This is a genomic window from Novosphingobium sp. HNCC26BN242 (assembly GCF_057180525.1).
Genome location: NZ_JBXUGM010000001.1, coordinates 1,104,723 through 1,117,486 on the forward strand (window position 1 = coordinate 1,104,723; position 12,764 = coordinate 1,117,486).

The 12,764-nt window shown below is 62.4% G+C and carries 13 protein-coding genes and 1 pseudogene; 9 read left to right on the forward strand and 5 right to left on the reverse strand.

All coding sequences use genetic code 11. The features are described 5' to 3' along the window. Positions 1-40: 40 nt before the first annotated feature. Complete coding sequence (locus tag AC2A1F_RS05220) at positions 41-241, reverse strand: hypothetical protein (protein WP_484207683.1); 201 nt, start codon at positions 239-241, stop codon at positions 41-43. Positions 242-252: 11 nt separating this feature from the next. Then, positions 253-1,137, reverse strand: coding sequence for a DMT family transporter (locus tag AC2A1F_RS05225; protein WP_484207684.1), 885 nt, complete (start codon positions 1,135-1,137; stop codon positions 253-255). Between the two features lie 105 nt (positions 1,138-1,242). Between AC2A1F_RS05225 and AC2A1F_RS05230 the strand changes: the two genes are divergently transcribed. Next, entirely contained in the window at positions 1,243-1,461 is a 219-nt protein-coding gene (locus AC2A1F_RS05230; RefSeq protein ID WP_484207685.1) for a hypothetical protein, read from the forward strand. On the opposite strand, the gene AC2A1F_RS05235 is transcribed toward AC2A1F_RS05230, so the two are convergent. Next, a complete protein-coding gene (locus AC2A1F_RS05235) occupies positions 1,458-2,378 on the reverse strand; it encodes a TraB/GumN family protein (RefSeq protein ID WP_484207686.1) in 921 nt (306 codons plus the stop codon). The genes AC2A1F_RS05230 and AC2A1F_RS05235 overlap by 4 nt on opposite strands. A gap of 24 nt (positions 2,379-2,402) precedes the next feature. After that, positions 2,403-3,320, reverse strand: a complete 918-nt coding sequence (locus AC2A1F_RS05240) for a TraB/GumN family protein (RefSeq protein ID WP_484207687.1) — start codon at positions 3,318-3,320, stop codon at positions 2,403-2,405. Between the two features lie 121 nt (positions 3,321-3,441). Here AC2A1F_RS05240 and AC2A1F_RS05245 point away from each other — a divergent pair, with 121 nt between their 5' ends. The 4 genes from AC2A1F_RS05245 to ppdK all read left to right on the forward strand — a co-directional run bounded on the left by AC2A1F_RS05245 (position 3,442) and on the right by ppdK (position 9,617). Beyond that, entirely contained in the window at positions 3,442-4,347 is a 906-nt protein-coding gene (locus AC2A1F_RS05245; RefSeq protein WP_484207688.1) for a glycine--tRNA ligase subunit alpha, read from the forward strand. Then, the gene (locus AC2A1F_RS05250; protein WP_484207689.1) at positions 4,344-4,469 is read left to right on the forward strand and encodes a hypothetical protein; all 126 of its coding nucleotides are present in this window, start codon (positions 4,344-4,346) and stop codon (positions 4,467-4,469) included. The genes AC2A1F_RS05245 and AC2A1F_RS05250 overlap by 4 nt, the downstream gene beginning before the upstream one ends. After that, complete coding sequence (glyS, locus tag AC2A1F_RS05255) at positions 4,466-6,889, forward strand: glycine--tRNA ligase subunit beta (protein WP_484207690.1); 2,424 nt, start codon at positions 4,466-4,468, stop codon at positions 6,887-6,889. The genes AC2A1F_RS05250 and glyS overlap by 4 nt, the downstream gene beginning before the upstream one ends. 64 nt (positions 6,890-6,953) lie before the next feature. Continuing rightward, entirely contained in the window at positions 6,954-9,617 is a 2,664-nt protein-coding gene (gene ppdK, locus AC2A1F_RS05260; protein WP_484207691.1) for a pyruvate, phosphate dikinase, read from the forward strand. Between the two features lie 198 nt (positions 9,618-9,815). On the opposite strand, the gene AC2A1F_RS05265 is transcribed toward ppdK, so the two are convergent. Beyond that, positions 9,816-10,547, reverse strand: a complete 732-nt coding sequence (locus tag AC2A1F_RS05265; RefSeq protein WP_484207692.1) for a methyltransferase domain-containing protein — start codon at positions 10,545-10,547, stop codon at positions 9,816-9,818. 104 nt (positions 10,548-10,651) lie between these two features. Here AC2A1F_RS05265 and AC2A1F_RS05270 point away from each other — a divergent pair. From AC2A1F_RS05270 to AC2A1F_RS05285, 4 genes and pseudogenes are all read left to right on the forward strand, one after another. Beyond that, a pseudogene (locus tag AC2A1F_RS05270) lies at positions 10,652-10,822 on the forward strand (double zinc ribbon domain-containing protein); the annotation flags it as partial. A 57-nt stretch (positions 10,823-10,879) separates the two neighbouring features. Further along, complete coding sequence (locus tag AC2A1F_RS05275; protein WP_484208175.1) at positions 10,880-11,440, forward strand: ComF family protein; 561 nt, start codon at positions 10,880-10,882, stop codon at positions 11,438-11,440. 440 nt (positions 11,441-11,880) lie between these two features. Further along, positions 11,881-12,264 (forward strand): phosphoribosyl-AMP cyclohydrolase, encoded by a 384-nt coding sequence (hisI, locus tag AC2A1F_RS05280; RefSeq protein WP_484207693.1) that lies wholly within the window; start codon positions 11,881-11,883, stop codon positions 12,262-12,264. Positions 12,265-12,295: 31 nt separating this feature from the next. Beyond that, a complete protein-coding gene (locus tag AC2A1F_RS05285) occupies positions 12,296-12,763 on the forward strand; it encodes a MerR family transcriptional regulator (RefSeq protein WP_484207694.1) in 468 nt (155 codons plus the stop codon). The last annotated feature ends 1 nt before the right edge of the window (position 12,764 follow it).

The window sequence follows — 12,764 nt, forward strand, 5'->3', positions numbered from 1 at the left end:
CGGTATCCCGGAGCGGCCCTTTTGCACATCTGAAGACCAATCAGTCGTTGATGGCTTCTTCGGTCGTTTTCGAGGCGGACTGCAAATCCTGCCCTGCGCCCTTGACCGTGTTACAGGCGCTCGCGCCCAGAATAAGTCCACCCATCATTGTGGCAAAAACGAACTTGCGGATCATGGCGTTCACCTTTTTAGCATGGGGCGGGCGAAGAAGGTTCGCCGCATGCCCGATCTGCAGGTTCAAACGCGCATGGGTCAGACCGGTTCCAGCGCCGCGGCTGCCTTTTGCCGTTTGCCCAGCACATGTTCGCGCCAGACGATCAGCAGGCTCGCTCCGATGATGACTGGCGCGCCAATCCATGTGCTCACCGGCGGCATGTGGCTGAACACCAGCCAGCCCCAGAACGTGGCCCAAGCCAGCTGGATATAATCGACCACAATCACACTCGCTACGGTGCCGTAGCGCAACGAAGCGGTCATCGTGATCTGCGCGAACAGTCCGCTCACGCCAATCCCGCCCAGCATCAGCCAGCCAATCATATCGTGGCGCATCCCCGTGCTGAACAGGAACAGCCCCAGAAACGGCGCGCTGATGGCCGAGAAATAGAACACCACCGTCAGCGGCTCCTCGGTCCGCCCCAGATCGCGCACCTGCACCGTCACCAGTGCTACCATGAAGGCAGCGCCGATGCCCACCGCAACCCCGAACAGGGGAAGGTTGCCCGCATCCGGCCCCGCAATGATCAACACCCCCAGAAGGCCCGCCACCACCGCCGTCCAGCGCCACGGCCCGACCTTCTCTTTCAGCATTAGCGCCGACAGGATCACCGCAAACATCGGCGCGGTAAAGCCCAGCACGGTCGCCTCAGCCAGCGGCAGGATGCGCACCACACCCAGAGTCAGGAACATCCCCGTGCCACCGATCAGCGCCCGCCGCGCATGGACCCACGGGCGCTTTGTCTTGAGCCGCCCGACTTGTCCGCGCGCAGCCAGCCAACCGAAAATCGCCAGCGCGGGCATGGCCTGCCGCCAGAACAGCGTCTCGGGCAGCGCAATCCCGCGCTCCCCGGTCAACTTCACCAGCAGCAGCATAATGGAGAACAGCACCGTCGCCAGCAGGCGCAAAGCCAAAGCGAACATTGGTCTGCTTTGAGGCCGATTTTGAGAGCTATCAGAGCCGGGCATGCCAGCGCCTTAGGCCAACTCCCCTTGCGATCAACCCCTTCCTTGCCCATCTGATCCGCAATGGAAGACTGGTTCCCCCACCTCTGGCAATTCCACCTCGCCGCAGGCGCAGTGGCGCTGACAATCGCGCTCACCTCGGTCTGGGCAGAACGTCGCCGCCTGCGCCGCGTCAATCTCGATGCGGTTGGCTTCATGCCATGGACGGTAGTCTATTTGATCACGTTTCTCGTCGCGGTCGTCTTCCTCGGCCTTGCCGCCCGCGAGTGGTTAGCCGCCTAGGGCACCCGACGGATCGCCCACCCACGCGCCATCATCAGCCGCTGCAGGCTGTCCGATCCCGCCAGATGTGCCGCGCCCACCGCCACAAACGGCTTGGCCCCGCCGTCCAGCATGGCATCGAGCTGATCGGCCCAGTCCCGGTTGCGGTTGGTCAGCAGCGCCACATGCAGCCCCGGATCGGCCAAAAACCCTTCGTTCGCCTCGCGCGCAATGCCCAGATCATCGCCGCGCATCCACATGGCGATCATCGCGGCCTCCTCGTCGTCTTCGCTTGCCGCTTCGATCGTCACCTCACGCAGCAATACCTGCTGCTCACGCGCGGGCAGCGCATCGAACACGCCAAACTGACTGCGAATCGTCTCGAAGCCCGCCACCGGCTTGCCCGCTGCCAGCTGGCGCAGTACCGGCTCCGATCCGCTTTCGGGATTGGACCCGGCCTTCTCCCCGGCAATGGCGGCCAGTTGCAGCGCCACAGCCCAGCTTTCGGTATCGGCAAAGTCGGCATCGGTCAGCCCCAGCTTGCGATAGACCTTGGCCAGATCATCGCGCACTTTGGCTTCCACCCGCTGCGAAGGCGGGGGCAGGCCCGGCGTGCCTGCCAGTTCCGCCAAAGCCGCCCCGGCCACGGTCTGGTCAATCGGCTCGGCAATCTCCAGCACCAGCCGGTCAGACGCGGCCAGCGCCTGCGTAATCGCCGGGCGCAGCCATTGCGTTTTTGGCGGCAACGCATGGACCGTGCCGAACAGATAGCCGCGCACTGTGCCGGTGTTGTCGGCAATCTCCCACAAGGCCACACGGGCGGAGCCAGCCTCGGCAATAGTGTCCTGCGCCGCCTTGTCGCGCCCCAGCCATGCCACACCCATGCCCAGCAGCAGCGCCGGGATCACGGCAAACAAAAGGCGTTTGAACAGGCTCATCGCAAAAACCTCATCGCGCAGGCCTCATTGCACGCGCACCGTCTCCACGCCCTGCCGCTTCAGCGCATCCTGCACGCTGCCCGGCCCGGCCAGATGGCCCGCGCCCACTGCCACGATCACCGTGCCAGGTTGCTGCAACCGCTGCCGCACCCAGACGGCCCAGTTGCGATTGCGCTGATACAGCAGCGTTTCGGCAAGTTCAGGATCGTCCATGTTCTCATTCAGCAGCTTGCCCAAACCATCAGGATCGCCGGCCCCCCATTCCTCGGTCATCGTTTTGATGATGCCGATGCTGCGGTCGAAATCCTTCACCGCTGCGTTCAGGAACTTCAGCTGGGCCTCGCGGGGCAACCCGTCGAATAGGCCTAACTGGTAATCTGCCGTCTCCAACGCGCCCAGTTTCTTGCCCTTGGCCAACGCCGCCTTGCGCAACACCGCCTCTACGCCATCTTCTGCGCCATATCCGGCAAGGGTATAAGGCATCACAGCCAGCGTGATCCCGGCCAGCCATGGTTCCAGCGGATCGAAATCCTGCACAGGTATTTTCAGCTTTGCCAGCAGCGCCTCATAAGCAGCGCGATCGGCATCTCCCATCAGGGATCGCAACGTCTCGCCTTCAAGCAATCCGATGGCCATAACCTTCTTTCGCTGCTCAGCCACGGCCAGTGCGGGTATTTCGGTCACCAGTTCGGCAGATTCCTCCAGCGCGCTGGCCAGCGGGCCATCAAGCCAGACCAGCCCCTTGGGCAGGGCGTGAACCGTGCCAAACAAGTAGATCGTCGTATCCTCGTCGGCCACTTTCCACAGCGCGGGTTTCAACTGCCGGGGGGGCGGGGCAGGGGTTGCGGCCTTCGCAGCCGGAGCTTGCGCTTGCGCCATATAAGGCAGCGCAAGTCCGGTCAGGGCGATGGCAGCGGCAATCGTGCTGATGGCGTTTTTCATGGCAGGCCTTTTGCCCGCAAACACCTTGCGAGGAAATGAAGGAATTGCACCTTCGCTGCGGGCCAGCTTGCATCGCATGACAGTTGATTTGCCCCGCCCTATCGGCCAAAGCCGCCGCACCATGGCAGACACTTCACAAAAGCCTCTCAGCCTGCAGGACATGATCCTGCGCCTCCATGCCTTCTGGAGCCAGCAGGGCTGCCTGATCCTCCAGCCCTATGACATGCGCATGGGTGCGGGCACGTTCCACACCGCCACCACCCTGCGCGCGCTGGGGCCAGAGCCGTGGAACGCCGCTTTCGTGCAGCCCTGTCGCCGCCCCACCGATGGCCGCTATGGCGAAAACCCCAATCGCTTGCAGCACTATTACCAGTATCAGGTGATCCTGAAACCCAGCCCTGCTGCCTTGCAGGAACTCTACCTGCAAAGTCTTGTCGAAATCGGCATCGATCCGCTGGTCCACGATATCCGCTTTGTCGAAGACGATTGGGAATCCCCCACACTCGGCGCATGGGGCCTTGGCTGGGAAGTGTGGTGCGATGGCATGGAAGTCACGCAGTTCACCTACTTCCAGCAGATGGGCGGCTTCGATTGCAAGCCCGTCGCGGGCGAGCTGACCTACGGCCTCGAACGCCTCGCCATGTACATTCAGGGCGTCGACAACGTCTATGACCTCGCGTTCAACAATCACGGCGTGACCTATGGCGACGTGTTTCTCGAAAACGAGAAGCAGATGTCCAAATGGAACTTCGAAGTCGCCGATACCGACAGCCTGTTCGAAGGCTTCCGCCGCGCCGAGGCCGAATGCGTCCGCAGCCTCGAAGCTGCCGTGCCTATTGCCGCCTATGAACAGGCCATCGAAGCCAGCCACCTGTTCAACCTGCTTCAGGCGCGCGGCGTGATCAGCGTGCAGGAACGCGCCAGCTACATGGGCCGCGTCCGCGATCTCGCCCGCGGTAGTTGCGAGGCCTGGATGGAAAGCAACGCCGACCAGTGGGCCGCCAAATACCCGGAGTGGAGCAAGTGAGCCTCGCCCTCATCCCGTTCGTGTCGAGCGAAGTCGAGACACGCTGCCCCACCAACCAAAACCCGCTCGTGCTGAGCCTGTCGAAGCACGCCCGCACCAAGCTCACGGACCGCGCAGCATGACCGCCGATTTCCTCCTAGAACTGCGCTCGGAAGAAATCCCGGCCCGCATGCAGGCAGGCGCGCGCGCCGATCTCGAAAAGCTGTTCCGCAAGGAACTCGATGCCGCTGGCCTCAAGGCAGGCGACATCACCGTCTGGTCCACCCCGCGCCGCCTAGCCCTGATCGCCCGCGATCTGCCGCTGGAAACGCAAGCGGTCAGTGAAGAACTCAAAGGCCCCAAAACCTCCGCGCCCGAACAGGCGCTCGAAGGCTTCCTGCGCAAGACCGGCCTTTCGAAGGACCAGCTGACCGAACGCGATGGCGTATGGTTCGCCGTTACCGAAAAGCCGGGCCGCGCCACCAAGGACGTGCTGGCCGCCGCCATCCCCGCCATAATCCGCGCCTTCCCCTGGCCCAAGAGCCAGCGCTGGGGCGCAGCCTCGCTCTCCACCGAATCCTTGCGCTGGGTTCGCCCGCTCTCCGGCATCGTCGCCATCCTCGGCGAAGAGCTTGTGGAATGCGAAATTGGCGGGATCAAATCCGGCTACGCCACGCTCGGCCACCGCTTCCACCACCACGGTGAAATCACCATCGGCGGCGCAAACGACCACGCCGAAAAACTGCGCGCCTGTCACGTCATTGTCGATCAGGCGGAACGCGAAGCCCTGATCCGCGAAAAGGCCCACGCCGCCGCCGAGGCCGTTGGCCTGATGCTGGTCGAAGACGAAGGCCTCGTCATCGAAAACGCCGGCCTTACCGAATGGCCCGTCCCCCTGATGGGCCGCTTCGACGAAACCTTCCTCGAAGTCCCCCCCGAAGTCATCCAGCTAACCGCGCGCGTAAACCAGAAATACTTCGTCTGCACAAAACCTCCCCGGAACGGGGAGGGGGACCATGCGCAGCATGGTGGAGGGGTGCTAGCCAACGCCTTCATCTGCACCGCCAACATCGAAGCCACCGACGGCGCCGCCATCATCGACGGCAACCGCAAGGTTCTGGCCGCCCGCCTGTCCGACGCCCGCTTCTTCTGGGAACAGGACAAGAAAAAGCCGCTGTCCGAACATGCCGAAAAACTGTCCCGCATCACCTTTCACGAAAAGCTGGGCACCGTCGCCGACAAGGTAGACCGCGTAGCCAAACTGGCCCGCTGGCTGGTGGAAGAAGGCATCGTAAAGCCGCAACAAAACACTTGCTCCCCCGCGCAGGCGGGGGCCTCAGGCCTTCGCGCACAACCTCCCGAGGTCCCCGCCTTCGCGGGGACGCAGGCAGAACTGGCAGACCAGGCCGAACTCGCCGCGCGCCTCTGCAAAGCCGACCTCGTCACCGAAATGGTCGGAGAATTCCCCGAACTCCAAGGTCTGATGGGCGGCTACTACGCCCGCGCCGAAGGCCTTCCAGACGCCGTAGCCGACGCCATCCGCGATCACTACAAACCGGTAGGGCAGGGCGATGACGTACCGACTGCGCCGGTGACGGTGGCTGTGGCGCTGGCGGATAAGTTGGATACATTGGCTGCGTTCTTCCTGATTAAGCAGTCGCCTACCGGTTCCAAAGACCCATTTGCTCTAAGGCGCGCGGCTCTCGCAACTCTGGCAATCATTGACTTCAACGGCATCCGTCTAAAGTTGCGAGATGTGTCGAGCAACGCAGCACGAAACATTGCTCTTCAAAAAGTGAGAAGAGATACGCTTGATAGCGTAGCTGACCTCGTTCAACCATTGTTTAAGCTTGTACAGGATCAAAGCGAAGCTTCGAAAACACTTGCTGATTTAGCTCTCAGCCAGAAGGACAAGCCGTTCTTTATTGAGCACCTGGAGCCAGCTGAGATCGTGGCTTCGACTTATGCGCTTCTCGCCTTCTTCGCCGACCGCCTAAAAGTCCAACAACGCGAAGCAGGCGTCCGCCATGACCTGATCGACGCCGTGTTCGCGCTCGGTGGAGAGGATGATCTCGTCCGCCTGCTCGCCCGCGTCCACGCGCTGCAGGCTTTCGTCACCACCGAAGACGGCACCAACCTGCTCGCAGGGTACAAGCGCGCCGCCAACATTCTGAAAAAGGAAGGCTTCACCGCCGCCGATCTATTGCTCACCGATGGTGAGGAAGATCCCATGGTCATGGTCGATGATCCGGCGTTCGAAGGCATCGCCGACCAGATGTTCAGCGCAGCGGGCGCGCCGTCCTACCAGGCGGAACCTGCCGAACAGGCGCTGATCGATGCGCTGAACGCTGCCGAACCGCAGGCCGACACCGCGATCGCTGCCGAGGACTTCACCTCCGCCATGGCCGCGTTGGCGTCCTTGCGCGGGCCGATCGATGCATTCTTCGATGGTGTGACGGTCAACGACGCAGACCCGGCCAAACGGGCTAGCCGTCTTGCGCTGCTTGACCGGTTCCGTGCTGCAGTGCACAAAGTAGCGGACTTTTCGCGCATAGAAGGCTAGTGCGCAGGCCGAATCCGGCTTAGACCGGCAGATAAAGACAGACGCAGGGAGCCTCGTTGTTCACATGAGCGCATACGTATTCCATTTCGGCGGCGGTGCCGTGTCAACCGACCCTCGCGCCAAGGACAAGACCATCGCGGGCGGCAAGGGTTCGAACCTTGCCGAAATGGCCGGGATCGGCCTGCCGGTGCCCCCGGGCTTCACCATCAGCACCGAAGTCTGCACCGCCTACAACGCCAGCGGCAAAACCTTTGACGATGCGCTCCGCGCAGGCGTGGCCAACGGTGTTTCGCACATCGAAACAGCCACCGGCCGCACCTTCGGCGATGCCGCCAACCCGCTGCTCGTCTCGGTCCGCTCGGGCGCGCGCGTCTCGATGCCGGGCATGATGGACACCGTCCTCAACCTCGGCCTCAACGATGAGACGATCAAGGGTCTGGCCGCAGGTTCAGGCGATCCGCGCTTTGCGTGGGACAGCTACCGCCGCTTCATCCAGATGTATTCCGATGTGGTGCTGGGCCTCGATCATCACCGGTTCGAAGATGCGCTGGAAATCGTCAAGGAAGACAACGGCTTCTTCAACGATGTGGAACTGGGTGCAGAGCATTGGCAGGCGCTGGTCGGCGAATACAAGGCCATCGTCGAAGATCAGTTAGGCCGCCCGTTCCCGCAGGACGTGCATGAACAGCTTTGGGGCGCCATCGGTGCCGTATTCGATTCATGGGAATCGGACCGTGCCAAAGTCTATCGCAAGCTGAACGACATTCCCGCCGACTGGGGCACCGCCGTAAACGTCCAAGCGATGGTCTTCGGCAACATGGGCGAAACCAGCGCCACCGGCGTTGCCTTCACCCGCGATCCTGCCACCGGTGAGCGCGCCTATTACGGCGAATGGCTGGTCAATGCGCAGGGCGAAGACGTGGTGGCGGGCATCCGCACCCCGCAGTACCTGACCAAGGCCGCGCGCGAACGGGCCAACGCCAAGCCGCTGTCGATGGAAGAGGCCATGCCCGGTGCCTATGGCGAACTGGCCGCCGTGTTCGATCTGCTGGAAAAGCACTATCGTGACATGCAAGACATTGAATTCACGGTAGAACAGGGCAAGCTGTGGATGCTGCAGACCCGTTCGGGCAAGCGCACTGCCAAGGCTGCGCTGAAGATGGCGGTGGACATGGTGGGCGAAGGCCTGATCGACGAGGCGACCGCGATCCGCCGCATCGATCCGATGGCGCTGGATCAGTTGCTGCACCCGACGCTCGATCCTAAGGCCGTGCGCGATGTGCTGACCAAGGGGCTTCCGGCATCGCCCGGCGCGGCTTCGGGTGCAGTCGTGTTCGATGCCGATACCGCGCAATTGCTGGCCGAACGCGGCGATTCGGTGATCCTTGTGCGTGTTGAAACCAGCCCTGAAGACATCCACGGTATGCACGCCGCCAAGGGCATCCTGACCGCGCGTGGTGGCATGACGTCACACGCGGCGGTTGTGGCGCGCGGCATGGGCCGTCCCTGCGTTTCAGGCGCTTCGGCGCTGTCGATCGACATGGCCAGCCGCACTGCCAAGATCGGCGGGCGCGACATCAAGGAAGGCGATGTCATCACCCTCGATGGATCGAACGGCGATGTCATGGCGGGCAAGGTCGCCACAGTGGAGCCGGAACTGGTCGGCGATTTTGGCACGCTGATGGTCTGGGCGGACAAGCACCGCCGCATGAAGGTGCGCACCAACGCCGAAACACCGATGGACTGTCAGGTCGCGCGCCAGTTCGGAGCCGAAGGCATCGGCCTGTGCCGCACCGAACACATGTTCTTCGAAGCCAGCCGCATTTCAGCGGTGCGCCAGATGATTCTGGCCGATGATGAAGCGGGCCGCCGCAAGGCATTGGCCAAGCTGCTGCCCGAACAGCGCAGCGATTTCCAGTCGATCTTCGAGGTCATGGCGGGCCTGCCCGTCACCATCCGCCTGCTCGACCCACCTCTGCATGAATTCCTGCCGCATGCCGATGCCGAGTTTGCCGAGCTGGCCGAAGTGACCGGCCTTGGCGTCGATCACCTGAAGCGCCGCGCGGGAGAACTGCACGAATTCAACCCGATGCTGGGCCATCGCGGTTGCCGCTTGGGCATCACCTTCCCGGAAATCTACGAAATGCAGGCCCGCGCCATCTTCGAAGCGGCGTGTGACGTTGCTGACAAGAGCGGTCTTGCACCAATTCCCGAAGTGATGATCCCGCTCGTCGCCACGCGCAAGGAGCTGGAAATCCTGCGCGCGCTGGTGGACCGGGTGGCATTGGAAGTGTTCGCCGAAAAGGGCCGCACGCTGGAATACATGGTCGGCACGATGATCGAACTGCCGCGCGCTGCGCTGATGGCGGGCGAGATTGCCGAGGAAGCCAAGTTCTTCTCGTTCGGCACCAACGATCTGACGCAAACCACGCTTGGCGTGAGCCGTGATGACGCGGCGCGCTTCCTCAACCCCTATGTCGATCAGGGCATCTACCCGCGCGATCCTTTTGTTTCGCTGGATATCGAAGGCGTGGGGCAACTGGTGGAACTGGCCGCAGAGCGCGGTCGCAAGACGCGGCCTGACCTGAAACTGGGCATCTGCGGCGAACATGGTGGCGACCCGGCGTCCATCGCGTTCTGTGAAAAGACGGGCCTCGATTACGTTTCGGCCAGCCCCTATCGCGTGCCGATTGCGCGGTTGGCGGCGGCGCAAGCGGCGCTGGGCTGAGTTTCCGGCGAGTTGAAAGCGCCACGGCGTCCCCGCGAAGGCGGGGACCTCAGGCGTGTTACGGAACGTTCGCGTTCGCGGCCTGAGGCCCCCGCCTTCGCGGGGAAGCGAGTTTGATCGTCGTTTTTTAAGATAACCTATTTGGCGTATTTCCCTAGGGAAACACGCCATTAAGGTTTATGGTCTGAATGGTTCGCTTTAGAACTTCGGCGGCCGCAAAGCTTTCGCCCAGCCGCTTAGCGTCAGGATTTCCAGACGCTCCGCCACTTTGCCTTCGGCATCCTTGCGCGCGTCAAAGGCGGCTTGGGTGCGGGCGAGGGTCGCTTTGCCCAAAGGAGCACCGGGGCGGGCGAGGCAACTGCTCAGACCTTGCGCACGCAAGTCTGCACGCAGCCCTTCCAGCGACCGGAACCGCACATCCAGATGGTGGCTATCGATCACCGGATCGGCAAACCCACAGCGTTGCAGCAATTGCCCTCCTGCGCGCACGTCCACCTGCGGATGGATGCGCGGGGAAGGGCGGTCGGCGTCGGCCTCCAGCATGATGGCGCGCAGAGTGGGGAGTGATCCGGCAGCCATAAAGCAGGCGATCATCAACCCGCCAGCGGCCAGTGCGCTGCGCAGATGCACCAGCGCGCCGGGAAGGTCGTTCACCGTATCGAGCGTGCCAAGGCTGGCGATGAAATCGAACCTTTCCGCAAAGGGGTAGGGCGATTCCTCATCGAGCGGGGCATATCCCAGCACGGGATCACGACTTTCAACCGCACAGCCCGTGGCGGTCAGTGCTGCGGCGACTGTGCCGGTCCAATCGCCCACGATCAGCGCGCGCTGCGGTGTGTGGCGCAGGAACGAGAGCCGGTCGAGCACGTCCTCTACCATGTCATCGATGACATAGCGCGGGGCATCGGGCTGCTGCTGCAGGTATGCCATCCGGCGGCGAAGCGCTTTGCGCCGATTTGGCGCGAAAATAGTGGGGGGCGAAGTGGCCATTTCCGGCCAGTGCCCGGGTTTGCGGGGATTGCCAAGGGGTGCTGATGTGCAACTATCGTCCGGTGAACCTGGCATCCGCCCTGACCCCCGTGATCGACTTCGTGTTTCCGCCGCGGTGCCCGCTGTGCGGCGATCCGGTGGCGGCGCATGGCGGTCTTTGCCTCACATGCTGGGACAAGCTGGCGGTGCCATCGGGTACGTGCTGTACGTTGTGTCAACGGCCAATGGGAGAGGCGCATGGTCCGGATGCAAACCTGATGTGCGCACCATGCATGGCCGAACCGCCCAAGCACGCAGGAATTGCTGCGGCGACGCTTTATAACGAACCGTCGCGCGCGCTGGTGCTGGCTTTCAAGCACGGACGGCGGATTGGCCTTGCTCCGATGATGGCCCGCATGATGCTGATGCGCATTCCTCCGCTGGAGGGCCGCTGGCTGGTGGTGCCGGTGCCGCTGCATCGCTGGCGGTTGATGCAGCGCGGTTTCAACCAGTCTGCGCTGCTGGCAAGGGAGATTGTCAAGGCGACCGGGCACGATCTGCTGGTAGACGGTCTGGTGCGCCCCCGACCAACACCGTCGCTCGGCGGGCTGGGCCGCAAGGCGCGGGCGCGGATCCTTGCTGGAGCAATCACCGCGCATCCGGGGCGGACTGCGCAGATCAAGGGCGGTAACGTGTTGCTGGTGGATGATGTGATGACCAGCGGGGCGACTACGAACGCCTGCATCACCGCATTGCGCAAGGCAGGGGCGCGGCAAGTGCGGATTGCGTGCTTTGCGAGGGTCATGGACGAAGCGCTGGAAACGGTCAGAGAAACGGTGGAACTGCCGGGCTGAAGCACAATTCCAGCCTGACAAACGAAACGCCCGAAACCTTGCGGTTCCGGGCGTCCTCGTGACGAATTTCTATTGGCGTTCGCGTTTATACGCGATTCTGACAGCCCCCTTGCTGTCACGCCAGTACCCTCATCTCCCGGCTGTTTCCCCGCGCGGCTATCAAGAGCCTGCTGCAGGGGATGCCAACCGACCCCTCATTCTGTTTCCCTGAACGTTGGCGCTTTGTCCAATTCCGACCTGTGTTACCGGTCAGTACGTTCATTGCGTGGTTCCCTCAAACCACATTCTCTTCATTCCCGATTAATCTGCAGGACGAAAGTCTATTGTTGGCAACCCATGGATTTTGCCACCTTGTGTGGTTATCCTGCAACAAATCCGCCACAGTCGGATTTCACTGCGGGCAGGCTGCCCGTTACGTCCAAGGAAAGGCCAAAACTCCTTTGTCTGAAACCGATGATGCCACGCTGCGCGAACAGGGCGCGGAATTCATGCCCAAATTCGATGCCAACGGCTTGTTGACCGCCGTGGCGGTGGAGCATGGCACGGGCGCGCTGCTGATGCTGGCGCACATGAACGCCGAGGCGGTGGCGAAGACACTGGAAACCGGCTTTGCGTATTTCTACTCGCGATCGCGCGGGCGGCTGTGGATGAAGGGCGAGAGTTCCGGCCACGTTTTGAAGATTATCGAGCTTCGGGTCGATTGCGATCAGGATGCGCTGGAATTGCGGGTCGAGGCGGCGGGGCCTGCGTGCCACACTATGGCGCCTTCGTGTTTCTATCGGCGGATCTTGCCCGATGGCAGTCTGGAGCGCATAGCCGATTGACGCTTACGTAAAGGTTAGTTAGCTAGGTGGCATGTCTCAGCAAGCCGCCCTCGCGACTCACGCCCAATCCGGGCACACCGGCCATCTTGATCAGCCTGATGCGCTGAAGCGTGATCAGTTCACCATTTCCGATCTTTCCGAAGAGTTCGGAGTCACCGCCCGTGCGCTGCGCTTTTACGAAGACGAAGGCCTGATTGCGCCCGAACGCATCGGGCTTTCGCGCATCTATTCAAAGCGGGATCGGGCGCGTTTGGCGTGGATCATGCGCGCCAAGAACGTGGGGTTCAGCTTGGCGGAAATCCGCGACATGATCGACCTTTACGATATGGGCGATGGCCGGGCCGAACAGCGCCGCGTGACACTCGCCAAATGCCGTGAGCGGATTGAGAATTTGCGCCGCCAACAAGCTGATATTGCTGCGACAATCGATGAGCTGACCAGCTTTGTCGATCTCGTCATTGCCAAAGAGCGGTCCGAAGGCCGCACTTCGACCGTTTAAA

Bases quoted from the DNA above. Each gene is read 5' to 3' on its own strand.
- AC2A1F_RS05240 (WP_484207687.1), bottom strand. From the start codon at position 3,320: ATGAAAAACGCCATCAGCACGATTGCCGCTGCCATCGCCCTGACCGGA.
- glyS (WP_484207690.1), top strand. From the start codon at position 4,466: ATGACCGCCGATTTCCTCCTAGAACTGCGCTCGGAAGAAATCCCGGCC.
- AC2A1F_RS05235 (WP_484207686.1), bottom strand. From the start codon at position 2,378: ATGAGCCTGTTCAAACGCCTTTTGTTTGCCGTGATCCCGGCGCTGCTG.
- AC2A1F_RS05275 (WP_484208175.1), top strand. From the start codon at position 10,880: ATGGCCGAACCGCCCAAGCACGCAGGAATTGCTGCGGCGACGCTTTAT.
- AC2A1F_RS05285 (WP_484207694.1), top strand. From the start codon at position 12,296: ATGTCTCAGCAAGCCGCCCTCGCGACTCACGCCCAATCCGGGCACACC.
- AC2A1F_RS05230 (WP_484207685.1), top strand. From the start codon at position 1,243: ATGGAAGACTGGTTCCCCCACCTCTGGCAATTCCACCTCGCCGCAGGC.
- ppdK (WP_484207691.1), top strand. From the start codon at position 6,954: ATGAGCGCATACGTATTCCATTTCGGCGGCGGTGCCGTGTCAACCGAC.
- AC2A1F_RS05265 (WP_484207692.1), bottom strand. From the start codon at position 10,547: ATGGCATACCTGCAGCAGCAGCCCGATGCCCCGCGCTATGTCATCGAT.
- AC2A1F_RS05225 (WP_484207684.1), bottom strand. From the start codon at position 1,137: ATGTTCGCTTTGGCTTTGCGCCTGCTGGCGACGGTGCTGTTCTCCATT.
- AC2A1F_RS05245 (WP_484207688.1), top strand. From the start codon at position 3,442: ATGGCAGACACTTCACAAAAGCCTCTCAGCCTGCAGGACATGATCCTG.